This is a genomic window from Pseudoxanthomonas sp. F11 (genome assembly GCF_037046485.1).
Lineage (GTDB): Bacteria > Pseudomonadota > Gammaproteobacteria > Xanthomonadales > Xanthomonadaceae > Pseudoxanthomonas_A.
In genome coordinates this window covers 465,014-487,123 of record NZ_JBANLZ010000002.1, presented here as the reverse complement: position 1 = coordinate 487,123, position 22,110 = coordinate 465,014, and the positions used below count along the sequence as shown (strand labels likewise).

At 68.8% G+C, this 22,110-nt stretch carries 27 protein-coding genes; 17 read left to right on the top strand and 10 right to left on the bottom strand.

The genetic code is table 11. The features are described from left to right. Window positions 1-39: 39 nt before the first annotated feature. The 3 genes from V8246_RS08070 (at window position 40) to rpiA (ending at window position 1,922) form a co-directional block, all read left to right on the top strand. Window positions 40-666 carry a 5-formyltetrahydrofolate cyclo-ligase gene (locus tag V8246_RS08070; RefSeq protein WP_336188705.1) on the top strand — a complete coding sequence of 209 codons (627 nt, stop codon included), beginning with the start codon at window positions 40-42 and terminating at the stop codon, window positions 664-666. Beyond that, window positions 663-1,130 (top strand): EVE domain-containing protein, encoded by a 468-nt coding sequence (locus V8246_RS08065; protein ID WP_336188704.1) that lies wholly within the window; start codon window positions 663-665, stop codon window positions 1,128-1,130. The genes V8246_RS08070 and V8246_RS08065 overlap by 4 nt, the downstream gene beginning before the upstream one ends. Window positions 1,131-1,271: 141 nt before the next feature. Then, the gene (rpiA, locus tag V8246_RS08060) at window positions 1,272-1,922 is read left to right on the top strand and encodes a ribose-5-phosphate isomerase RpiA (protein WP_336188703.1); all 651 of its coding nucleotides are present in this window, start codon (window positions 1,272-1,274) and stop codon (window positions 1,920-1,922) included. Window positions 1,923-1,945: 23 nt separating this feature from the next. On the opposite strand, the gene V8246_RS08055 is transcribed toward rpiA, so the two are convergent. Next, the gene (locus V8246_RS08055) at window positions 1,946-2,290 is read right to left on the bottom strand and encodes a hypothetical protein (RefSeq protein WP_202923478.1); all 345 of its coding nucleotides are present in this window, start codon (window positions 2,288-2,290) and stop codon (window positions 1,946-1,948) included. Between the two features lie 206 nt (window positions 2,291-2,496). On the opposite strand from V8246_RS08055, the gene V8246_RS08050 reads away from it, so the two are divergent. From V8246_RS08050 to V8246_RS08040, 3 genes are read left to right on the top strand one after another with little or no spacing between them, the layout of a single operon-like run. Continuing rightward, entirely contained in the window at window positions 2,497-2,925 is a 429-nt protein-coding gene (locus tag V8246_RS08050; protein WP_336188702.1) for a hypothetical protein, read from the top strand. A 58-nt stretch (window positions 2,926-2,983) separates the two neighbouring features. Next, window positions 2,984-3,433: a DUF192 domain-containing protein gene (locus V8246_RS08045; RefSeq protein ID WP_336188701.1), complete on the top strand. Its 450-nt coding sequence runs from the start codon at window positions 2,984-2,986 to the stop codon at window positions 3,431-3,433. 38 nt (window positions 3,434-3,471) lie between these two features. Beyond that, window positions 3,472-4,320, top strand: a complete 849-nt coding sequence (locus V8246_RS08040; RefSeq protein ID WP_336188700.1) for a SirB1 family protein — start codon at window positions 3,472-3,474, stop codon at window positions 4,318-4,320. Window positions 4,321-4,516: 196 nt separating this feature from the next. On the opposite strand, the gene V8246_RS08035 is transcribed toward V8246_RS08040, so the two are convergent. Then, entirely contained in the window at window positions 4,517-4,747 is a 231-nt protein-coding gene (locus V8246_RS08035) for a rubredoxin (protein ID WP_185894209.1), read from the bottom strand. A gap of 27 nt (window positions 4,748-4,774) precedes the next feature. On the opposite strand from V8246_RS08035, the gene thiE reads away from it, so the two are divergent. From thiE to V8246_RS08005, 6 genes are all read left to right on the top strand, one after another. After that, on the top strand, window positions 4,775-5,413 hold the full coding sequence (gene thiE, locus V8246_RS08030) for a thiamine phosphate synthase (RefSeq protein ID WP_187573441.1): 639 nt from the start codon (window positions 4,775-4,777) through the stop codon (window positions 5,411-5,413). 69 nt (window positions 5,414-5,482) lie between these two features. After that, window positions 5,483-6,775 carry a glutamate-1-semialdehyde 2,1-aminomutase gene (hemL, locus tag V8246_RS08025; protein ID WP_336188699.1) on the top strand — a complete coding sequence of 431 codons (1,293 nt, stop codon included), beginning with the start codon at window positions 5,483-5,485 and terminating at the stop codon, window positions 6,773-6,775. Next, the gene (locus tag V8246_RS08020; RefSeq protein ID WP_336188698.1) at window positions 6,772-7,401 is read left to right on the top strand and encodes an HAD-IA family hydrolase; all 630 of its coding nucleotides are present in this window, start codon (window positions 6,772-6,774) and stop codon (window positions 7,399-7,401) included. Before hemL ends, V8246_RS08020 begins: the two co-directional genes overlap by 4 nt. Before the next feature lie 70 nt (window positions 7,402-7,471). Next, window positions 7,472-8,596 (top strand): DJ-1/PfpI family protein, encoded by a 1,125-nt coding sequence (locus V8246_RS08015; protein WP_336188697.1) that lies wholly within the window; start codon window positions 7,472-7,474, stop codon window positions 8,594-8,596. A 6-nt stretch (window positions 8,597-8,602) separates the two neighbouring features. After that, a complete protein-coding gene (locus V8246_RS08010) occupies window positions 8,603-9,289 on the top strand; it encodes a response regulator transcription factor (RefSeq protein ID WP_336188696.1) in 687 nt (228 codons plus the stop codon). Further along, complete coding sequence (locus tag V8246_RS08005) at window positions 9,286-10,593, top strand: HAMP domain-containing sensor histidine kinase (protein ID WP_336188695.1); 1,308 nt, start codon at window positions 9,286-9,288, stop codon at window positions 10,591-10,593. The genes V8246_RS08010 and V8246_RS08005 overlap by 4 nt, the downstream gene beginning before the upstream one ends. Here V8246_RS08005 and V8246_RS08000 read toward each other — a convergent pair. Continuing rightward, entirely contained in the window at window positions 10,568-11,797 is a 1,230-nt protein-coding gene (locus tag V8246_RS08000; protein ID WP_336188694.1) for an acetylornithine transaminase, read from the bottom strand. The genes V8246_RS08005 and V8246_RS08000 overlap by 26 nt on opposite strands. A gap of 113 nt (window positions 11,798-11,910) precedes the next feature. Between V8246_RS08000 and V8246_RS07995 the strand changes: the two genes are divergently transcribed. Beyond that, window positions 11,911-12,795: an ion transporter gene (locus V8246_RS07995; protein ID WP_336188693.1), complete on the top strand. Its 885-nt coding sequence runs from the start codon at window positions 11,911-11,913 to the stop codon at window positions 12,793-12,795. Between the two features lie 9 nt (window positions 12,796-12,804). Here V8246_RS07995 and V8246_RS07990 read toward each other — a convergent pair whose 3' ends face one another. The 4 genes from V8246_RS07990 to V8246_RS07975 are packed head-to-tail and all read right to left on the bottom strand — an operon-like array spanning window position 12,805 to window position 15,273. Then, the gene (locus tag V8246_RS07990) at window positions 12,805-13,341 is read right to left on the bottom strand and encodes a cysteine hydrolase family protein (RefSeq protein WP_313221454.1); all 537 of its coding nucleotides are present in this window, start codon (window positions 13,339-13,341) and stop codon (window positions 12,805-12,807) included. Between the two features lie 25 nt (window positions 13,342-13,366). After that, complete coding sequence (locus V8246_RS07985; protein ID WP_336188692.1) at window positions 13,367-13,804, bottom strand: VOC family protein; 438 nt, start codon at window positions 13,802-13,804, stop codon at window positions 13,367-13,369. 13 nt (window positions 13,805-13,817) lie between these two features. Continuing rightward, on the bottom strand, window positions 13,818-14,636 hold the full coding sequence (locus tag V8246_RS07980) for an NAD(P)-dependent oxidoreductase (RefSeq protein ID WP_336188691.1): 819 nt from the start codon (window positions 14,634-14,636) through the stop codon (window positions 13,818-13,820). 40 nt (window positions 14,637-14,676) lie between these two features. Then, window positions 14,677-15,273, bottom strand: coding sequence for a serine/threonine protein kinase (locus V8246_RS07975; protein ID WP_336189074.1), 597 nt, complete (start codon window positions 15,271-15,273; stop codon window positions 14,677-14,679). A 129-nt stretch (window positions 15,274-15,402) separates the two neighbouring features. On the opposite strand from V8246_RS07975, the gene V8246_RS07970 reads away from it, so the two are divergent. Next, a complete protein-coding gene (locus V8246_RS07970; protein WP_336188690.1) occupies window positions 15,403-17,409 on the top strand; it encodes a VTT domain-containing protein in 2,007 nt (668 codons plus the stop codon). A gap of 33 nt (window positions 17,410-17,442) precedes the next feature. On the opposite strand, the gene V8246_RS07965 is transcribed toward V8246_RS07970, so the two are convergent. From V8246_RS07965 to V8246_RS07955, 3 genes are all read right to left on the bottom strand, one after another. Continuing rightward, entirely contained in the window at window positions 17,443-18,018 is a 576-nt protein-coding gene (locus V8246_RS07965) for an LON peptidase substrate-binding domain-containing protein (protein ID WP_336188689.1), read from the bottom strand. A gap of 9 nt (window positions 18,019-18,027) precedes the next feature. Beyond that, the gene (gene mpl / locus V8246_RS07960; RefSeq protein ID WP_336189073.1) at window positions 18,028-19,407 is read right to left on the bottom strand and encodes a UDP-N-acetylmuramate:L-alanyl-gamma-D-glutamyl-meso-diaminopimelate ligase; all 1,380 of its coding nucleotides are present in this window, start codon (window positions 19,405-19,407) and stop codon (window positions 18,028-18,030) included. A 122-nt stretch (window positions 19,408-19,529) separates the two neighbouring features. Continuing rightward, on the bottom strand, window positions 19,530-20,108 hold the full coding sequence (locus V8246_RS07955; protein ID WP_336188688.1) for an adenylate kinase: 579 nt from the start codon (window positions 20,106-20,108) through the stop codon (window positions 19,530-19,532). Between the two features lie 120 nt (window positions 20,109-20,228). Between V8246_RS07955 and V8246_RS07950 the strand changes: the two genes are divergently transcribed. The 3 genes from V8246_RS07950 (at window position 20,229) to V8246_RS07940 (ending at window position 22,087) form a co-directional block, all read left to right on the top strand. Next, window positions 20,229-21,485, top strand: a complete 1,257-nt coding sequence (locus tag V8246_RS07950) for a 6-phosphofructokinase (protein WP_336188687.1) — start codon at window positions 20,229-20,231, stop codon at window positions 21,483-21,485. A 7-nt stretch (window positions 21,486-21,492) separates the two neighbouring features. Then, the gene (locus tag V8246_RS07945; protein ID WP_336188686.1) at window positions 21,493-21,885 is read left to right on the top strand and encodes a DUF488 family protein; all 393 of its coding nucleotides are present in this window, start codon (window positions 21,493-21,495) and stop codon (window positions 21,883-21,885) included. A 70-nt stretch (window positions 21,886-21,955) separates the two neighbouring features. After that, window positions 21,956-22,087 carry a hypothetical protein gene (locus tag V8246_RS07940; RefSeq protein WP_336188685.1) on the top strand — a complete coding sequence of 44 codons (132 nt, stop codon included), beginning with the start codon at window positions 21,956-21,958 and terminating at the stop codon, window positions 22,085-22,087. The last annotated feature ends 23 nt before the right edge of the window (window positions 22,088-22,110 follow it).

The following is a 22,110-nucleotide window of genomic DNA, read 5'->3' as shown; positions in this document are numbered from 1 at the left end:
CCACCGGCAACGCCGGTACGCATGCCGTAAAATTCGCGCATGCCCGACTCCCTGTCTTTCGCCCACGCCGCCGAGCGCAATGCCCTGCGCCGTGAACTGCGTGCGCGTCGCCGCGCCCTGCCCGCCACCGCGCGCATTGCCGGCGCCGATGCACTGGCCACGCGTCTGTTCGCACTCCCGTTCTTTCCGGCCAAGGGCTACGTCGCCGGCTATTGGGCGACAGATGGCGAAATCGGCGTGCACAGCTGGCAGCTGCGCCTGCCACCCGGCCTGGTCTACTGCCTGCCCCTCCTGGCCGACGACGAGACGCTCCGCTTCGCCCCCTGGCGACCGGGCGACGAACTGGTGACCAACCGCTACGGCATTCCCGAACCGGATGTCGATCCCCGCGCCGGCCTGACCGCGGCGGACATGGCGTTGATCGTCGTGCCGTTGGTCGGCTTCGACGGTGCGGGCCACCGGCTGGGCATGGGCGGCGGATGGTACGACCGCACGCTGGCGTCACGCCTGCAACGCCCCGCACCGCCCTGGCTGGTCGGTGTCGGCTTCGAGGCCCAGCGCATCGACGCGGTCGGCGCGCAGGCCTGGGACGTACCGCTGGATGCCATCTGCACCGAGTGCGACACGCTGATTCCTTTCTCCTCTTTGCCGGACGCCCCACCATGACCGCCCGCAAGCGCTACTGGCTGATGAAGTCGGAGCCTGATGCCTTCTCCATCGACGATCTTGAAAAGGTCGGCACCGAACCGTGGAACGGCGTGCGCAATTACCAGGCGCGCAACTTCATGCGCAGCATGCAGGTCGGCGACGGCGTGCTGTTCTACCACTCCAACTGCAAGGAGCCGGGCATCGTCGGTACCGCGACCGTGTCCAGTGTCGCGTATCCGGACGAAACGCAGTTCGACCCGAAGTCCGACTACCACGACCCGAAGAGCACGCGCGAAGATCCACGCTGGTCGCTGGTCGACGTCGCGTTCGAACGCAAGCTCACGCGCACCATCACGCTGGATGAGATCAAGCAGCATGCCGACGCCCTGGGCGAGGGCTTCGCGCTGATCCAGCGCGGCAACCGGCTGTCCGTGCTGCCGGTCACCGCCGCGCAGTGGAAGTTCCTGCTGGCGCTCGAGTAGCAAGCAAACCTGTAGGAGCGCCCTCGGGCGCGATGCTCTTGTTGGTGATTGTTCTCGGACCCAAAGCATCGCACCCCAAGCACCCCTTTGTGGCACGAAGGGCGCCCACACGGACACCATTTTCCCTGTTGAGATGACACCATGAGCGAAGCAAAGCGCCTGGCCGGCGAAAAGGCCATCGAGTTCGTCGAGAACGGCATGATCGTCGGCGTGGGCACCGGCTCCACCGTGGCCTATTTCATCGATGCGCTGGGGCGGGTCAAGGACCGCATCAAGGGCGCGGTGTCCAGCTCCGAGCAGAGCACCGCGCGGCTGAAGCAGCACGGCATCGAGGTACTCGACCTCAACCACACCGGTACGCTGTCGCTGTACGTGGACGGCGCCGACGAATGCGATCCGCACAAGCGCCTGATCAAGGGCGGCGGCGCGGCGCTGACGCGCGAGAAGATCATCGCCGAAGCCAGCAAACAGTTCGTCTGCATCGTCGACCCCAGCAAGCAGGTGCCGGTGCTGGGCAAGTTCCCGCTGCCGGTGGAAGTCATCCCGATGGCGCGCAGCCTGGTCGCGCGCGAGATCCTGGCGCTCACCGGCGGTCAGCCGGTCTGGCGCGACGGCACCGTCACCGACAACGGCAACGTGATCCTGGACATCCACAACCTGTCGATCACCGATCCGGTGGCGATGGAGCGCGAGATCAACCAGATTCCGGGCGTGGTCAGCGTGGGCCTGTTCGCCCGGCGTCCGGCCGACATCGTCATCGTCGGCGGGGAGCCGCCGGTCGTCCTGCGCTGAGCGGGCGCGGAACCGGGACCGGCTCAGGCGCTGTCGGACAGCGCCTTGACCAGCTCGCCCACCAGCTCGCGTTTCTTCGGCGACAGCTGCAAATAGGCATCGATCGTCTGCCGCTCACGGCTGCCGACGCCTGCGGGCCACGTCATGCGCGGTTCCGCCACGCGTGATCGCGGCGCGGTGCCGAAGCGCAGCGTGTGCGGCTCCACTCCCAGCAGATCCGCCAGTACCTGCAGCTTGTCCTGCGCGGGAATGGCCTGGGCGCCCAGCCAGCGCGACGTGGTCTGCACGCTGACCGAGCGCCCGCGGTAGTGCGTGTTGAACAGGTGGAACAGGACGGTGGGGCGCGGCTCGTATCCCGCCTGCTGCATGGCGTGCGCCAATCGCTGTGAGAATTTTTCGCGCTCGTTGCCCATGGAGGAAACGTTAGCGGCGACGAATCACACTTATTCACCACTTAAGTTAATTGACGCGCACTTATCGAGTTCATAAAGTCGGGACGTCCTGCAGCCAGCCCTTGGATTCCCCCGGGCCGACGACCACAGGGCTTCCCCACCGACACAAGGAACTGTCGATGATGCTCTTCGAGACCCAAGCGCCCGATGCGCCCCGCCCTGCCGGCCCGCATGACGGGGCCGCCCTCGCGCCACACCAAGCTCCACTCGACGATGCCCTGCATCTGCTGCAGGCCGACCCCGGCCACAGCCTGGCCGATCCGAGCCTTGCCCGGCTCACACCGGCCAGCCTGGACCGCCTGTTCGTGGCCGCGCGCCAGCAGGCGGACCGGAGCCACCAGGGCATCCTGTTGCTGCTGGACCTGCTGCAGCCGGCGCAGCGTGCCGATCCGGCCACCGCTTCACGGCTGATGGCCGGCGTGGCGCGCCAGTTGCGCCATCACCTCGAAGACCAGCAACGCTGGCAGGCCCTGGCCGACAACGCCGCTTATTACCGCGACAATCGTCAGGTCGCCGAACGCATCGCCGCGCGACTGCTGCAGGTGGAGTGACCAGCGCATGCCACATGCAGCGCTACACTAGCCTCTCCCCTGGATGCCGGACTCCGACATGCGCTCCCGAGCTTGGCCTGTGCTTGCGTTCTCCCTCCTCCTGCTCAGCGGCTGCGCCAGCGGGGGGCCTTGGGTGGAGGTCGGTGGCGAGCGTTTCCGTGTGGAGATTGCCGATGACGATGCAGAGCGCGCTCGCGGACTGATGTTCCGCGACCGCCTGGAGGACGGCACCGGCATGCTGTTCATCCACGAGGCCGAGGAACCGCAGGCCTACTGGATGAAGAACACCCGCATCCCACTGGATATCCTGTACTTCGACGACGCCCGCAGGCTGGTGAGCCAGCAGCGCAACGTCCCCCCCTGCTCCGGTGGCGACCGCTGTCCGTCGTATCCCAGCGACCAGCCCGCGCGTTATGTGCTGGAACTCAACGCCGGCGAAGCCGAACGCCTCAAGCTGCAGGAGGGTGCGGAGCTGATCCTCGGCAAGGGCATTCCGTCCGTCCGCTGAGGCTTGATTCGCGGTGGGATTGGCCCCAGTCTGTCGGCATGGGGGATCGACTGACATTGCCGGAATGGAATGCGTTGGCCAGCCAGCCCGATGACACGGTGCCGCTGCTGGAAACCGCGCTGCTGATCGCACGCGACGAGTATCCCGACCTGGACCCCGACCTCTACGACACGCTGGTCCAGAGCCACGCCGAGCACCTGCGCCACGAGATCGCCACGATCGAACCGTGGCCGCTGAAGATGGCCGCCATCAACCGCCATCTGTTCGACGAACTGGGCTACACCGGCAACCACGACGAGTACTACGACCCACGCAACAGCTACCTCAACGAGGTGTTCGAGCGCCGTCTGGGCAATCCGGTATCGCTGGCGATGGTGCAGATGGAAGTCGCGCGGCGGCTGGGCGTACCGCTGGATGGCGTGTCGTTCCCCGGCCACTTCCTGGTGCGCCTGCCGGTGGACGATGGCCTGCTGGTGATGGACCCCTTCAACGGCGGCCGCCCGCTCGGCGTGGACGAACTGCGCGAACGCGCCAAGCCCCATCTGGGCGGCGACATCCCCGACGATGCCGCGCTGCTGCACATCCTCAACCCGGCCTCGCACCGCGCCATCCTGGTGCGCACGCTGCGCAACCTGCACGGCGTCTACGCCGAACGCGAGGAATGGGACCGGGCCGCCCGCAGCGCCGACCGCGTGCTCAAGCTGACGCCCGACCAGCCCGACGCCCTGCGTGACCGCGGGCTGGCGTACCTGAAGATGGAGTACCGCGCCGGCGCGCAACGCGACCTGGCGCGCTATCTGCACCTGTCGCCGGACGCGAAGGACGCCGCGGAACTGCGCGAACAACTGATCGAACTCAACGCGGCGCGCACGTCGCGGATGCATTGAACGCGCAGCGCCTGCCGGCGCCGTTGTAGGAGCGGCGCAAGTCGCGACCGCGGAAAGTCCCTTCCGTCGACCTGCGGTCGCGCGCGTGTCAAACCACCGAAGTGCGTTGATGGAAGCACGTCATGGCCCATGCCGCCGCAAGGACGCCCGATCCATGCGGTCGCGACTCACGTCGCTCCTACAGTGCCCCGGAAAATCAGTCCAGCTCCACCATCTCGAAATCGTCCTTGCCGACGCCGCAGTCGGGGCACGTCCAGTCGTCCGGGATGTCCTCCCAGCGCGTGCCCGGGGCGATGCCTTCTTCCGGCAGGCCGTCGGCTTCGCTGTAGATGAAGCCGCAGACCACGCACATCCAGCTGCGGTAGAGGGTGGCGGTGGCGTCGGTCACGGGGATAATGCCGGCTTGGAGAAGCGGCCATTGTCCCATCGCCGCCCACGCACCGGAAGTTCGACGATGACACCCCTGCCGCCCACCGTCCGCACCGCCCGCGGGCTGTACCTGATCACCCCGGAGGAGCCGGATACCGCCCGCCTGCTGGCGCGCGTGGCCGCGGTGCTGCCGCAGGCGACCTGGCTGCAGTATCGGCAGAAGGGCGCCGGTCCCGATCTCCGCCTCGTCCAGGCCGCCGGGCTACAGGCCTTGTGCAGGGAGGTGGGCGTGCCACTGATCATCAACGACGACGTGGCGCTGGCTGCGACGATCGGTGCCGCCGGCGTACACCTGGGCGAAGAGGATGGCGACATCGCCGCCGCACGCACGCAACTCGGTGCTCAGGCCATCATCGGAGCGTCCTGCTACGACGCGCATGCGCGGGCCGAACGTGCCGTCGCCGCAGGCGCCAGCTATGTGGCGTTCGGCGCCTTCTTCCCGACCACCAGCAAGGTCACCACGCGCCGCGCGACACCGGGCTTGCTGGCCGCTGCTGCGACGCTGGGCGTCCCCCGGGTGGCGATAGGCGGCATAACGCCGGACAATATGAGCCCGCTGGTGGCCGCAGGCGCCGACCTGGTCGCCGTGATCGGCGGCGTGTTCGAGGCGGCTGATCCCGTGGCCGCTGCGCAGGCCTATCGATCAGGATTTGACCGCGCGTGACGTTCCTGTGGGAGTGGTGCCGACATGCCGGCACCACTCCCACGACGATCCCTACTTTCTGGAATGCCCATGAACCACGACCAGTCCCACGCCCTCTTCGCCCGCGCCCAGCAGTTGCTGCCCGGCGGCGTCAATTCGCCGGTGCGCGCGTTCAAGTCGGTGGGAGGCGAGCCGTTCTTCGTGCAGCGCGCGGATGGCGCCTACCTGCATGACGTGGACGGCAACCGCTACATCGACTACGTCGGCTCCTGGGGCCCGATGATCGTCGGCCACAACCATCCGGCCGTGCGCGAGGCGGTGCAGGCGGCCATCCAGAACGGCCTGTCGTACGGCGCGCCCTGCCCGGCCGAAGTGACGATGGCGGAAACGATCACGCGCCTGGTGCCGTCGTGCGAGATGGTGCGCATGGTCAACTCGGGCACCGAGGCCACGCTGTCGGCGATCCGGCTGGCCCGCGGCGCCACCGGCCGCAACCGCATCGTCAAGTTCGAAGGCTGCTATCACGGCCATGGTGATTCGTTCCTGGTCAAGGCCGGCAGCGGCATGCTGACGCTGGGCGTGCCGACCTCACCTGGCGTGCCGGCAGGACTCAGCGAGCTGACGCTGACGCTGAGCTATAACGACTTCGCCGGTGCGACTGCGCTGTTCGAGCAGTACGGCAGCGAGATCGCCTGCCTGATCATCGAACCGGTCGTCGGCAACGCCAACTGCCTACCCCCGCGCGAAGGCTACCTGCAGCATCTGCGCGCCCTGTGCACGCAGCATGGCGCGCTGCTGATCTTCGACGAAGTGATGACCGGCTTCCGCGTGGCGCTGGGGGGCGCGCAGGCGCACTACGGCATCACGCCGGACCTGACCACGTTCGGCAAGATCATCGGCGGCGGCATGCCGGTGGGCGCCTACGGTGGCCGTCGCGCGCTGATGCAGCAGATCGCGCCCGCCGGCCCGATCTACCAGGCCGGCACGCTGAGCGGCAATCCGGTGGCGATGGCCGCGGGCCTGGCGATGCTGGAGCTGATCCAGGCGCCGGGTTTCCACGACGGGCTCGCCACCGCGACGGCGGCGCTGTGCGAAGGCATGGAGGCTGCCGCGCGCGAGGCCGGCGTGCCGCTGACCACCACGCGCGTGGGCGCGATGTTCGGGCTGTTCTTCACCGACCAGCAGGTCGATACCTACGCCCAGGCCGTGGCCTGCGACACCGCGGCGTTCAACCGGTTCTTCCACGCGATGCTGGAGCGCGGCGTGTACCTGGCGCCGTCGGCGTTCGAAGCCGGCTTCATGTCCAGCGCGCACACGCCCGATGTCATCGACGCGACGATTTCCGCTGCCCGCGACGCCTTCAAGGTGGTCGCCGCGGGATGAAGCCGCGGATCCACCAGGTGCTGTTCGATTTCGACGGTGTTCTGGCGCACTACCGGCACGAAATCCGGATCGCACACCTCGCGGCGCATGCCGGCTGCGCGCGCGAGCGCGTGCGCGAGGTGCTGTTCGTATCGGGGCTGGAAGTCGAGTACGACAGCGGCCGCGTCGACACGGCGACGTACCTGCGCCGGATCGGCGAAGGGATCGGTGCCGCCGTCGACGAGGGCGCATGGATCGCCTCGCGGATGGCCGGCAGCACGGCCATGGACGACGTGCTGACCCGTGTCACCGCACTGCACCCGGACGTGGCGATGGGCGTGCTGACCAACAACGGGGCGATGATGACGCAGGCCATCCCGCGCATCGTCGCGCCGCTGGCAGCGCGGATCGAGGGCCGCGTACTGACCAGCGGCGGCCTGCAGCGTCGCAAGCCGGCACCTGCCACCTTTACGCATGCGCTGGAGCTGCTCGGCTGGGACGCCGCCAGCACGCTGTTCGTCGACGACAAGTTCACCAACGTGCAGGGCGCGCGCGAGGCCGGTCTGTACGCAGAGACCGTCACCGACGGACGTACGCTGGGCAAGGCGCTGAAGCGCTATGTCTTCGGCCCCCAGACCGGCTGGTGACCGGCCCGGTTTGAACCTTGATTGATCCGGCGGCCGGACACTGGTGCCCCTCCATCGGAGAACCGTCGTCATGCGCTACATGTCACGCACGTTCCACCTGGCCTGCGCACTCCTGCTGGCCACGGCCGCCACACCGCTGCACGCGGCGAAAGCGGACAGGATCCTGATCGTCGTCAGCGGCGAGGGCCGCGACCAGGGCAAGACCCGCCCCGGTTACGAGTTCGATGAGCTTTCGCAGGCGTGGCTGATCTTCCAGGCCAACGGCTTCGCCATCGATGTCGCCAGCCCGCAGGGCGGCGCGGTGGAGGCCGACAGATACGACCCGCAACAACCCTTCAACGCTGCCCTGCTCGCCGACACGGAGGCCACGCGCATGCTGGCCGCCACGCGCAGGACGGACCAGGTGAAGGCCGAGGACTACGCGGCGATCTATGTGGTCGGCGGCAAGGGCGCGATGTTCGACCTGCCGCGCGATACCGCACTGACCACGCTGCTGGGCGATGCCTACGCTCGCGGGGCGGTGATCGGCGCGGTCTGCCACGGCCCCGCCGCACTGGCCGAGGTGCGCCTGCGCGATGGCACGCCCCTGGTGCAGGGCAAGGCGTTGACCGGATTCACCAACGAGGAAGAGGCGGTCTTCGGCAAGCGCTGGGCGAAAGAATTTCCGTGGCTGCTCGAGGACCGTATGCGCGCGCGTGGTGCGCAGTGGCAGGAAGCGCCGCTGATGATGGCAAAGGTCGTCGTGGATGGCCGCCTGGTCACGGGGCAGAATCCATACTCCACCCCCGGCGTCGCCGACGCCGTCATCCGCGCCTTGGGGCGCACGCCGGTGTCGCGGGAGCCATGGCGCGACGAACGGACGATGGGTCTGGCGGCGCAGGCGCGTGCTGGCGACGTGGATGCCGCTGCCGCCGCACTGGCGACCGATGGCGGGCGCTACCACGTCGACCTGCTCGGCATGCTCGGGTACTACCAGGCACAGGCCGCGACCCGCAACGAGGACGTGCGCCACGGGCTGCAGCTGATGCAGCTGGCGATGCCGTACATGGCGCAGCCGGAATTGAAACTCGGCGCCGCCGAGGCGCATCTGCGTCTGGGCGAACGGGAGCAGGCGAGATCGCTGGTGCGGCAGGTGCTGGCGGGCCAGCCGGACATGGCCGAAGCTAAGGCCCTCCTGCAACGCATCGACGGCTGAACGACGATGGCACCTGCGGCCCGCATTCTGGTGATCGAAGACAACGCGCTGCTGCGGGCGCAGCTGCAGCGGCTGTTCGCCGACGCCGGCATGGCGGTCGATTTCGCCTCGGACGGCCTGGCCGGATTGCAGATGGCGCTCGACGCGCCGCCCGAGGTGCTGGTGCTCGACGTGGGCCTGCCCGGACTCGATGGCCTGCGCCTGTGCGAGCGCCTGCGCACGCAGGCCGATCGCCACATCCCGGTGCTGATGCTGACCGCGCGCGATGCGCTGGAGGACAGGCTGCAGGGCTTCCGCGCCGGCGCCGACGACTACCTGGTCAAGCCCTTCGCGGGTGCGGAACTGCTCGCACGCTGCCAGGCACTGACCATCCGCCACCGCAGCGGCGAGACGCACGTGCTGCGGATCGGCACCCTGCGCATCGACCGCCGGCAGGGCCAGGCGGTGCGCCATGACAGGCCGCTCGACCTGCACCAGACCGCCTATCAGATCCTGCTCGCCCTGGCCGAAGCATGGCCGCGCACGCTGACGCGCAGCGAGCTGATCCAGCGCCTGTGGGGCGATGCGCCGCCGGACTCCGATCCGCTGCGCACGCATCTCTACCTGCTGCGCCAGGCACTGGACAAGCCCTTCGCCACGCCGATGCTGAAGACCGTGCACGGCGTAGGCTTCCGCCTGCAGGCGGATGCATGAGCGCATCCTCCCTGCCGCGTCGACGGCTGCGCAACCGGTTGATGCTGGTGTTCGCCGGCTTCACGCTGCTGCTGGCCGCGCTGTTCGGCCTTTACGCGCTGCTCTTCGTCTACACGGTCGAAGACCGGCTGTTCGACACGCTGCTCGAGCGCGAAGCCGCTGCACAGCGAGCGCACTTTGCCGCGCATGGGCGCTGGTCCCCGCCACGCAATGGCTTCATGACCGTGGTGGAGCGGACCGACGCACTGCCCGACGGCATCGGCGACGTGCTTGGCGAGGAACCGGCACGCCGGGAGTTCGCCGGCACGCAGGGACGGCACTACCACCTGCGCGCACTGGATCCTCCCGCACCCGCGCCGCGCGCCTGGCTGGTCGCGGAGGTCAGCGGCTTGCTGGCGGTCCGGCCGATGCGGTCGGAGATGCTGCAGCTGCTGGCATGGACCGGCGCCATCGCCGTGGCGCTGGCGCTGCTGGTCGGCGGTTGGCTGGCACGACGGACCACCGCGCCGCTCTCGCGGCTGGCGGACGCTGTCGGGGAGGCGACGCCGGAACGGCTGCCACCCCATTTCGCGGCCGGCTTCCCCGACGACGAGGTCGGGCTGCTCGCGCGCCGCCTTGACGACCTGATCGCGCGCATCCGCGCCTTCGTGGAGCGCGAACGCGAGTTCACCCGCGATGCGAGCCACGAACTGCGCACGCCCCTCACCGTGATCCGCGCCGCCAGCGAACGCCTTTCCGCCGATCCCGGCCTGGACGCGGATGCACGTGCCAGCGTCGATCACATCGGCCAGTCGGCCGCGCATCTCGAGCAGACCATCGCCCTGCTGCTCGCGCTGGCGCGTGAACAGGAATCGCCGGTCGTCGCATCGGACACGACCGTGCTGCCGGTGCTGGAACGTGTCGTGGTCGAGCAATCGCCATGGCTGGAAGGCAAGCCCGTGGAGGTGAGCGTGGACGTCGCGACCGACCTCACCAGCACACTGCCGGCGCCGGTGCTGCAGGTGCTGCTCGCCAACCTGGTCGGCAATGCCTTTGCGCACACCCGCGCGGGGCGCATCGCGATCACGGGCGACGGCGATACGCTGCGCATCGCCAATCCCGGCGCCGCGGTCGGTGAGCACGATTTCGCGCCCTTCGCGAAAGGCGAAGAAAGCACGGGCTTCGGGCTGGGCTTGTCGATCGTGCGCCGGCTGTGCGAACGGCACGCCATCGACCTGCGCTTCGAACAGGGGAAAGGCGGCACGGTGGCCCACCTCCCGCTCCGCACGGGGGCGACGCTCAGCCCGGCTTCGCGAACGCCCTGAGGGCTGCGTGCAGGCGACCGAGACCGTCGCCGACTTCCTCATCGGTGATGTTCAGCGATGGCACGAAGCGCAGCACGTCCGGACCCGCCTGCAGCATCAGCAAGCCCTGCGCCGCCGCCAGGTCCAGTACCTCGCCTGCGCGCCCGGCGTATCTTGCGTCGAGCACGGCGCCCAGCATCAAGCCGCGACCGCGCACCTGCGAGAACAGGCCGAGTTCGGCGTTCATCGCATCCAGCCCCTTGCGAAGCGCGGCCGACTGGCGCGCCACGTTGTTGGCGATCTGCGGCGAGGACAGTTTGCGCAGCGCCACGCGCGCCACCGCCGCGGCCAGCGGGTTGCCGCCGAACGTCGTGCCATGCGCGCCGAACTGCATCGCCTGCGCGACCTTGGGGCCGGCCAGCATCGCGCCGATCGGGAACCCGCCGCCCAGGGCCTTGGCCAGCGTCACGATGTCGGGCACCACGCCGTCCTGCCAGTGCGCGAACAGCGTGCCGGTGCGGCCCATGCCGGCCTGGATTTCGTCCAGGACCAGCAACGCGCCGTGGTGGTCGCACAGCTCGCGCACCGCACGCAGGAAGCCGGACGCGGCCGGCATCACCCCGCCCTCGCCCTGCACCGGTTCCAGCATCACCGCGGCCACGTCGCCGCAGGACATGGCGATCTCGAGCTGGGTGGCGTCGTTGAAGTCGACGTAGCGGAAGCCCCCGGGCAAAGGTTCGTAACCTTCCTGGTACTTGGGCTGGGCGGTGGCGGTGACGGTAGCCAACGTGCGGCCGTGGAAGCTGCCACGGAAGGTCACGATGACGCGCTGGTCCGGCGCGCGGCCCTGCGACGCCGCCCATCTGCGCACCAGCTTGATCGCGGCCTCGTTGGCCTCGGCGCCGGAGTTGCACAGGAACACGCGTTCGGCGAAGCGCGAAGCGGTGACCAGTTCCTCGGCCAATCGCAGCGGCGGCTCGCTGTAGAACACGTTGCTGGTGTGCCAAAGCTTGCCGGCCTGCTCGGTGAGCGCGGCGACCAGGTCCGGATCGTTGTGGCCCAGCCCGCATACGGCGATACCCGCGGACAGGTCCAGGTAGTCGCGGCCCTCGCTGTCCCACACGCGTGCGCCCTGGCCGCGCTCCAGGATCACCTCGCGCGGGCGGTAGACCGGCAGGTAATAGCGCTGTCCGTTCGACAGCAGATCGGAAGTCGTGGCGCTCATGGGCGGACGGGCAACAGGAAGGAGTGCGTATTGTGACGCATGCCGGCGCCACAGGCAGGCTCCGCCCCCCCGTCCGCAGGACGCACGGTCGCCATTGGTGCATCATCGCGCCCATGAAGTTCCAGCCGCGCCTGTTCTCCGATCCCCAGCTCAATCCCGCGACCGACGCGGGCTGGAGAAGGCGCTGGTTCGACATCATCTATCGCCACGACACGCCGCCGTCGCGCAATTTCGACCTGGCGCTGGTGCTGGCGATCCTGGCCAGCGTCATCGTGATCATGCTGGACAGCGTACAGGCCTTCCACGCGCGCCATGCCGGCGTCCTGTACGCGCTCGAGTGGGCCTTCACCCTGTTGTTCACCGCGGAATACGCGCTGAGACTGGCGACGGTCCGCCGTCCGCTGCGTTACGCGGTCAGCATCTGGGGCATCATCGACCTGCTGTCCATCCTGCCCACGTACCTGTCGGTGCTCGTACCGGGCGCGCAGAGCCTGCTGGTGGTGCGCATCCTGCGCATCCTGCGGTTGTTCCGCATCCTGAAGCTGACCCAGTACGTCGAAGAGAGCGGGCAACTGGTGGGCGCGCTCTGGCGGAGCCGGCGCAAGATCTTCGTCTTCATCTGCGCGGTGCTGACGCTGGTCGTCATCTTCGGCGCACTGATGTACGTAGTCGAGGGTCCGGAACACGGCTTCACCAGCATTCCCACCAGCATGTACTGGGCCATCGTGACGATGGCGACCGTCGGCTTCGGCGACATCGCGCCGCAGACCACGGCCGGCAGGGCCATCACCTCGGTGCTGATCCTGATCGGTTACAGCATCATCGCCGTGCCCACCGGCATCTACACCGCCGAACTGGCCAGCAGCCTGCGCGAAGCCTCGCACGAGCGCGGCCACCTCGATCGCCGTGGCTGTCCCGAATGCGGCCTGGAGGGCCACGACCCCGACGCACTGCATTGCCGCCATTGCGGCGCGCGCCTGCCCGTCCCGATGGGCTGAATCCGCCGCCTAGGCGGCGAACGCGATCTCGCCGGCAGGCAGCGCCCGGATGCTGACGCCGAAACTGCGGATGGCCGGCAGCGTGGCGTTGTGGTGGGCGCGGATCTGCGCGGCATCGGCGTGCGCCTTGTCGTGCGTGGTGTGCGCGTCCGCCGCCAGCACCACGTGGTAGCCGTGCGCCGCGGCGCTGCGCGCGGTGGTATCCACGCAGAACTCGGTGGCATATCCGCACAGCACCACGCCTTCCACGCCGCAGAACGACAGCACTTCGTCCAGGCCGGTGCGCAGGAAGGAATCCGGCGTGGCCTTGCGGACGCGGTAGTCGCCCTCGGCCACCTGCAGGCCCGGATGCAGCGCCCAGCCCGGCGATTCGGCCTCCAGGTCGCCCGCGCGCTCATGCTGCACGAACACCACCGGCATGCCGGCCTCGCGCGCCTTCGCCGACAGCGCGTTGATGCGCTCGACCACCGCATCGGCGTCGGCCGGCGGCGGTTGCGGTTCGAACAGGCCGCGTTGCACATCGATCACGAGCAGGGCCAGATTCATCTGCACAACTCCTTGCGAGGGCGTGTCACCAGCTTCCCGTATTCGGCATCGAAAGCCAAGGCTCCTGTGGCGGCAGCGCAGTGCCCTTCTGCAGCAGTTCGATGGAGATCAGGTCCGGCGTGCGGATGAAGGCCATGCGGCCGTCGCGCGGGGGGCGGTTGATGGTGATGCCCATCGACTGCAGGTGCGCACACAGCGCGTAGATGTCGTCCACTTCGAAGGCCAGATGGCCGAAGTTGCGGGCGCTGCCATAGTCCTCGGGCGGGCTGCCGTCTTCCGGCGGCCAGTTGTACGTCAGCTCGATTTCCGCTTCGGGATTCATCTGTGCGCCGAAATACACCAGCGTGAACCGGCCCTGCGGGCTCTCCATGCGGCGGGTTTCGCGCAGGCCCAGGCCGTCGGTGAGGAAGCGGCCCGTGGCGTCCAGATCGTGGACGCGGATCATGGCGTGCAGGTATTTCATGGTGAGCTCGCGGTCAGTCCAGGAACAGGTCGGGTAGCGGCGACTGCGACGGATCCACCGCATAGCCGGAGAAGTCGGCGACGCCGGCCTCGCGCAGCACGTCCTCGTCGATGAGGAACCGGCCGTGGAAGCCGCGCGCCTCGCGCACCAGCACGGCGTGCGCGGCATCGGCCACGATCTGCGGCGTGCGGCAGCGCGGGATCTCCACGCCGGGAATCATGTTCAGCGCATCGGTGGCGATGATGGTGCGCGGCCACAGCGCGTTCACCGCGATGCCCTGCGGCCCGAACTCGCCGGCCAGGCCCAGTGTCACGAAGCTCATGCCCATCTTGGCCAGCGTGTAGCCGGTGTGCGGCGCCCACCACTTGGGGTCCAGCGACGGCGGCGGCGCCAGCGTCAGGATATGCGGATTGGCGGCCTGCTTCAGGTAGGGCAGGCAGGCCTGCGCGCACAGGAAACTGCCGCGCGCGTTGACCTGCTGCATCAGGTCGAAGCGCTTCATCGGCGTGTCCAGCGCACCCGCCAGCCAGATGGCGCTGGCGTTGTTGACCAGGATATCGATGCCGCCGAAGGCGTCCGCGGTAGCGGCCATCGCCGCATTCACCTCGTCCTCTTCGCGGATGTCGCACTTCAGCGCCAGGCCGCGGCCGCCTGCGTCGTTGACCGCCTGCGCAGCGGTGTGGATGGTGCCGGGCAGCTTGGGATTGGGCACCGACGACTTGGCGGCGATGGCCACATTGGCACCGTCGCGTGCCGCACGCAGGGCGATGGCCAGGCCGATGCCGCGCGAGGCACCGGTGATGAAAAGGGTCTTGCCGGCCAGTGAAGTCATGGCGTGCTCCGGAAGGGAATTCGGGTGGATGCGGACATGCTCACGGCTTCGGCCCCTGCCCCTCGTTGTCTTCCCACTTCAGTACGCGCCGGGTGAGGAAGCGGTACACCGGCTTGCCGGTACGGAACCACAGATCGCGCAACCAGGAGGTGCGCCTGAGCACGCGCTTCTCGGTGGGGGTGAGGGACGCAGCGCAGTATGTACGCTTGTGCTTGAGCAGATGGCGCAGGTCCTGCCGCGCCAGCAGGCGCATCCAGCGCGAACGCGGATGGCCGCGGGTGGCGAGCTGGAAATCGATGATCGCCGGGCGCCCGTCTTCCAGGACCAGCCAGTTGGCTTCCTTCGCCAGATCGTTGTGGGCGATGCCGCGGCGATGCAGCTGCTTGAGCAACCGGTGCGCGGCACGGAAATAGGGAAGGTCCCCGCGCGGCGGCCGTTGGTACATCGCCGCGCCCTCCATGTAGCTGCGGTCGAGCCGGCGTCCGGTCCAGGCCAGCAACTGCGGCACATCGGCCATTCCGGCGACCTTGCGCAACGCCAGCGCTTCGCGCCGCGCCAGCCACCACGCCGGCAGTCTCAACCACAGCGGCACATGCACCAGATCGCGGCGTACGAACGTCCCCCCCTGGCCCTGCATCAGCGAGATGCGGCCGAAGGTGTCGGCCTTGAGTGCGGCGATTTCGGAAGGCGAGCGCAGGTCCACCCGGTCATTCTACCGTCCGCGGAAGGGGGGCGCTGGTCAGCAGGCGCCGCCTATAATCCCGCGATGGAATCCTCCTGGCTCGACAACCTGCTGGCCTGGATCAGCGCGCATCCCGTGGCCGCAGGGCTGGTGATCTTCGCCATCGCCTTCTGCGACGCCGTGATCATCCTGGGCGCCATCGTGCCCGCGCTTCCGCTGCTGTTCGCCGTGGGCGTGCTGATCGGGCTGGGCGAGATTTCCGGGCCGTACGCCGTCGTGTGCGCGACCCTGGGTGCGCTGATAGGCGATGCGAGCAGCTATTGGGTGGGCCACCGCTGGGGCCCGCAACTGCGGACGGTGTGGCCATTCCGCCGCTATCCGCAATTGCTGGACCGGGGCGAGGTGCTGTTCCGCCGCAATGCATGGAAGAGCATCTTCGTGGCTCGTTTCGTGGGACCGATCCGGCCGTTCGTGCCGGCCGTGGCCGGCATCTCGCGGATGCCGTTGCGCCGCTACGGCACGGCCAGCGCCGCGGCCTGTCTGGCGTGGGCGGTGTCGTTCCTGCTGCCGGGCTGGGTGCTGGGCCACGCTTACGACGCCGTCGCCGCGGTGGCAGGCCGTCTGGCCCTGGTGCTGGGCCTGCTGGTGGTGGTGCTGGCCCTGGCCTGGGCGCTGGTGCTGTACACCTATCGCTGGTTCGCCGCGCATGCCGATGTGCTGCTCGCGCGCGCGTTGGCATGGTCCCATGCGCACCCGGTGCTGGGCCGCCACACCGCCGCGGTCTTCGATCCGACCCGGCGCGAATCGGTGCCCCTGGCACTGCTGGCGATCCTGCTGCTGGCCATCGTGTGGGTGTGGTTCGCCTTCCTGATCATCGTCGTCGGCCATGGCGAACCGCTGGCCATGGATCTGTGGGTGCACGAACTGATGCGCGCCCTGCGTAATCCGCTGGCCGACCGGCCGCTGGCGGCCCTGGCCTCGCTGGGCGACGAGCAGGTGCTGGCGCCGGTCTCGCTGCTGGTGCTGGCCTACCTGTGCTGGCGCAAGCGCTGGATGGCGGCCGGTCACTGGCTGGCGGCGCTGGCGTTCGGACTTGCGCTGACCGCGTGGCTGGGCGCGTCGGTGGACATTCCCAAGCCGCCGTCGGTGAGCAGTGGCTTCGGCTTTCCGTCGATCGCGGTGACCATGTCCACCATCATCTTCGGTTTCTTCGCGGTGCTGATCGCACGCGAACTGCCAGGACGCACGCGGGTGTGGCCCTACCTGGTCTCCGGCATCGTGGTGGCGTTGATCGGCTTCGCGCGACTCTACCTGGGCGCGCACTGGCTCAGCGACGTCATCGGCGGCATGCTGTTCGGGCTGGTGTGGCTGCTGGTGCTGGGCATCGCCTACCGCCGCCGCATGGTGCGATCGTTCTGGATCAAGCCGATCGCATGGCTCTTCTATGGCAGCTTCGTGCTGGCCGGGCTGTGGCACGCGCCACGCAATGTGGAACGCATGCTGGCGCAGTTCCAGGCACCGGTGACCGAGCGCAGCGTCGCCCTGCAGGACTGGTGGACGCAGGGTTGGCAGTCGCTGCCCGCACGCCGTAACGAGTTCGACGACGAGCAGCGCTGGCCACTGGACGTGCAGATCGCCGGACCGCTGGCGCCCTTGAAGGCAAGCCTGGCCGCCGACGGATGGCGCGAACAGCCGCAGGCCGGCTGGGAAGAGGCCCTCAACCTGCTCGACAGCGACCTGCCCGACGATGAGCAGCCCGTGCTCCCCGCCACGCTCGACACCCGCGCCGAAAGCCTGCTGATGGTGCGCAAGGGCGACCAGCCGGGCGAAGTGTTCGTGTTGCGCCTGTGGCCGGCCGACACGCGCCTGCTGCCCGGCGATGTGCCGCTGTGGATCGGTAGCGCGCAGGTCCTGCAACAACAGCGTGCCTTCAACCTGGTCCGCCTGTGGCGGCCCCTGCGCGAAGCGCGCACCGCGCTGGATGCGGTGACGCGGGCCACGGCCGGACTCGACCATGCGATCGCACCTCACCCCGAGTCGGGGCTGCCGGTGCTGCGGATCTGCACCGAAGGCGGGGCTGCCCCACGCTGACTCGTCAGGCGGGTTTTCGCAGGGGGTACGGCGTCAGTCGATCCACTCCAGCAGGCGCTGCAGCCGGGCATGCACGTCGTCTTCCTGCAGCAGGGACACGCGCTGTTCGGGCGTGATCGGCAGTACCTGCGCCAGGCGCCATCCCACCCAGCCCGCATGTTCGAAGATCCGCGGCGGCAGTTTGGCCAGGTCGGTGCCCGCCTTCTCCATCATGGTCTGCAGCAGCGTACCCAGCAGTGCGTGCTCGGGACGGATTTCCCCGTCCTCGTCGGCGCACCGCCACTCCACATCCGCCATCACCAGCCCGTTGTCGCGCACGCGCGTGCGGACCACGTGGAAACGCCGATGGCCGCGCACGCGCAGGGACAGCAGCCCGTCCTCGCCCATGTCGAAGTTCTCGATACGCGCTTCGACGCCGTAGGCCGCCGGCGTCGCGGGCGCCCCCGATTCGTCGCCCTCCAGGATCAGGCAGACACCGAACCCGCTCGCGGAACGCCCGCAGTCGCGTACCAGATCCAGGTAGCGCCGCTCGAAGATGCGCAGATCCATCGCCGCCCCCGGCAGCAACACATTGTGCAGGGGGAACAGCGGCAGGGATTCGTGCGCCACGCCGGCCACTCAGCCTTGCAATGCCGCCAGGAACCGCCGCGGCGCGCCGTCGAAGCCGCCGTTGGACATGAACACCACATGGTCGCCGGGGCGCGCCTGCGTCTTCAGCGCCGCGATCAACGCATCCGCATCGGGCACCGTACGTGCGTCGCCACGGATGGCGGCGACGATCCTGCCGGCATCCCATGCGAGTTCCGGTCGGTGCAGGAACACGACTACGTCCGCGATGTCCAGCGACGGCGCCAGTGCATCGGCATGTGCGCCGGAGCGCATCGAATTGCTGCGCGGCTCCATCGCCACCAGGATGCGCGCCTCGCCGACGCGCGCACGCAGGCCTTCCAGCGTGGTGTGGATGGCGGTGGGATGGTGGGCGAAATCGTCGTAGACGGTGATGCCGTCGTGCTGGCCGATCACTTCCAGCCTGCGCTTCACGCTGCGGAATGCCGCCAGCACGGGCAGTACGGTGGCTACGTCCACGCCGACCGCATGGCACGCGGCCAGCGCGGCCAGGCCGTTGAGTACGTTGTGCCGGCCCAGCATCGGCCAGTGCACCTCGCCGATCTCGGTGCCGTGGTGGCGCACGGCGAAGGCGCTGCCGTCCTCACGGATCAGGCGCGCACTCCAGTCCAGCGACGGATCGAAGCCGAAGCGTTCCACCGGCGTCCAGCAGCCCATCGCCAGTACCTCGGCCAGGCGCGGATCCTCACCGTTGACGATCAGGCGGCCACGGCGTGGCACGGTGCGCACCAGGTGATGGAACTGGCGCTGGATCGCGGCCACGTCCGGAAAGATGTCGGCGTGGTCGTACTCGAGGTTGTTGAGGATGGCGACCAGCGGGCGGTAGTGGACGAACTTGCTGCGCTTGTCGAAGAAGGCGGTGTCGTACTCGTCGGCCTCGACCACGAACTCGCGGCCGCCGCCGATGCGCGCGGATACGCCGAAGTCCTCGGCCACGCCCCCGATCAGGAAGCCCGGCGAACGGCCGGCGGCCTCGAGCAGGTAGGTCAGGATGGTGGTGGTGGTCGTCTTGCCGTGCGTGCCGGCCACGGCCAGCGTGTCGCGTCCGGGCAGCACACGCTCGGACAGCCACTGCGCGCCGGAGATGTAGCGCCGGCCCTGGTCCAGCACCGCCTCGACCGCGGGATTCCCGCGCGACAACGCGTTGCCGATGACGATCTCGTCGCAGTCCGGCGCGATGTTCTGTGGCTGGTAGCCCTGCGCCAGCGCGATGCCGAGCGTTTCCAGCTGGGTGGACATGGGCGGATAGATGGCCTGGTCGCTGCCTTCGACCGTGTGGCCGAGTTCGCGGGCCAGGGCGGCCACGCCGCCCATGAAGGTGCCGGCGATGCCGAGAATGTGGATCTTCAAGACTGCGTTTCCGGAGTGGATGCGTGAACTTTAGCCGAGCAGGCGGCGTTCGGCACGGCGGCTGCAGGCCGGCCCGCCCCGCAACGGAAAAGGCCCCGACGATGCAGGGCCTTTCCACTCACTTGCCAGTGCCGGCGCAGGCCTCAGCCGACCGCCTTCTCCGGCGCGATCGCCTCGGTGATGCGGGTGAACACCTCGTCCAGCGAGCCCACGCCGTCCACGACGGTCAGTTCGCCCTGCTGGCGGTAGAAGTCGATGACGGGCGCGGTCTGGTCGGTATAGACCTGCAGGCGCTTGCGCACCGATTCCGGATTGTCGTCCGCGCGGCCCTCGGCCTGGGCGCGGCCGGCGATGCGCTCGACCAGCAGTTCGGTGGGCACGTCCAGCTGCACGGCGAAATCGAACTTCTGCCCCAGCCTGGACAGCAGCTGGCCCAGCGCGGCGGCCTGCACCAGGTTGCGCGGGTAGCCGTCGAGGATGAAGCCGGCCTTCGTGTCGTCGCGCGAGAAGCGGTCCTCCAGCATGCCCAGCAGGATGTCGTCGCTGACCAGTTCGCCGCGCGCCATCACTTCCTTGGCCTGCAGGCCCAGCGGGCTGCCGGCGGCCACTTCGGCGCGCAGCAGGTCGCCGGTGGAGATGTGCGGTACCTGCAGGTAGTCTTTCAGGCGCGCTGCCTGGGTGCCCTTGCCCGACCCGGGTGGGCCCAGTAGAACCAATCGCATGCTGTCACTCCCAAACTGGAATCCTGCGGGCGGTGGATCGCGCCGGGCGCCGGGCGCCGCGCTGCACCGCGTCATCTGTGTGAAGCTTACCGCATCCCCGCACCCCGGAACGCACCCCACATGGCCTCTGGCACCCTACTTTATGCGCAGTCCGGCGGTGTCACCGCCGTCATCAACGCCTCTGCGTCCGCCGTCATTACCGAAGCGCGGGCCCGGAAAATCAAGGTCTTGGCCGCACGCAACGGCATCCTCGGCGCCCTGCGCGAGGACCTGATCGACACCAGCAAGGAATCGGCCGCGGCCATCCGCGCCCTGGCCCATACGCCGGGCGGCGCCTTCGGCAGCTGCCGGGTCAAGCTGAAATCGCTGGAGGCCGACCGGGCCAAGTACGAGCGCCTGCTGGCGGTGCTGAAGGCGCACGACGTGCGCTGGTTCCTTTACAACGGCGGCAACGATTCGGCGGACACGGCGTGGAAGGTCTCGCAGCTGGCGCAGGCCTTCGACTACCCGCTGACCTGCATCGGGGTGCCGAAGACGGTGGACAACGACCTGGCCGTCACCGACACCTGCCCCGGCTTCGGCTCGGCGGCGAAGTACACGGCCGTCTCCGTGCGCGAGGCCGCGCTGGACGTCGCCGCGATGGCGGAGACCTCCACCAAGGTCTTCGTCTACGAAGCTATGGGCCGGCATGCCGGCTGGCTGGCCGCGGCCGCCGGGCTGGCCGGGCAGTCGCCGGACGACGCCCCGCACATCATCCTGTTCCCCGAGCGCGCCTACGACGAGGCGCAGTTCCTCGCGCAGGTGAAGAAGGTCGTCGACCGCGTGGGCTGGTGCGTGGTGGTGGCCAGCGAAGGCATCCAGCATGCCGACGGCCGTTTCGTCGCCGATGCCGGCGGCGGCAAGGATTCGTTCGGCCACACCCAGCTGGGTGGCGTGGCCTCGTATCTGGCCGGCCGGGTGAAGGACCAGCTGGGCCTGAAGGTGCACTGGACTCTGCCCGACTACCTGCAGCGCTCGGCACGCCACATCGCCTCGAAGACGGACTGGGAGCAGGCGCAGGCCGTCGGGAAGGCGGCGGTGCAGTTCGCGCTGAAGGGACAGAACGCGGTGATGCCGGTGATCGTGCGCACCTCCGACGCGCCGTTCCGCTGGAAGATCGAAGCCGCGCCGCTGTCGAAGGTGGCGAACCACGAGAAGAAGTTTCCGCCCGGCTTCATCCGCAAGGACGGCTACGGCATCACCGACAAGGCGCGCACCTACCTGCAGCCGCTGATCCGCGGCGAAGCCTACCCGCCCTACGGCACCGATGGCCTGCCGAAGTACGTGGCGCTGAAGAACGTGGCGGTGAAGAAGAAACTGCCGGCCTGGGAGGGGTGACCGCGCGATGGCCATCCGGATCGTCCGCCTCGGCAGTCCGCGTGCCAGGGACGAAGGCCTGCGCATCGGCACCGTGCGCAGGCCGCCGCGTGGCGTGCCGAAATCCGAGTTCGCCTCTCAGGACTGGTACGACGTCTGGTATCCCAACCTGGCACCAAGCGCCGACCTGGTGAAGGAGGCGCAGGACGCTACCACGCCCAAGGCATGGGCCGCCTTCGCGAAGAAGTACCGTGCCGAAATGGGCACGCCCGAGAACGCGCGAACGCTGGACCTGCTGGCGGCGCTGTCGCATGGCAGCGATTTCTCGGTGGGTTGCTATTGCGAGGACGAGGCACATTGCCACCGGTCGGTGCTGCGCACGCTGCTGGCCGAACGCGGCGCGGCACTCCGCGCAGGATGACTTCAGGCACCGTCGCCTCCGCGGCCACGGTGCTAGCGTGGATCTTGTCACCACGTCACCGGAGTACCCCATGTTCCGCAAAGTGCTTGTCGGGCTGCTCGCCGTCGCCGTCGGCCTCGCCATCGCGGGCGCGGGCTACCGTTTCGGGCAATACCTCGCGCAGAAGGACTCCGCGGGTCCCGCCGTGCGCGCCACGTCGTGATGGATCGCGTTCCAGCGCGCCGG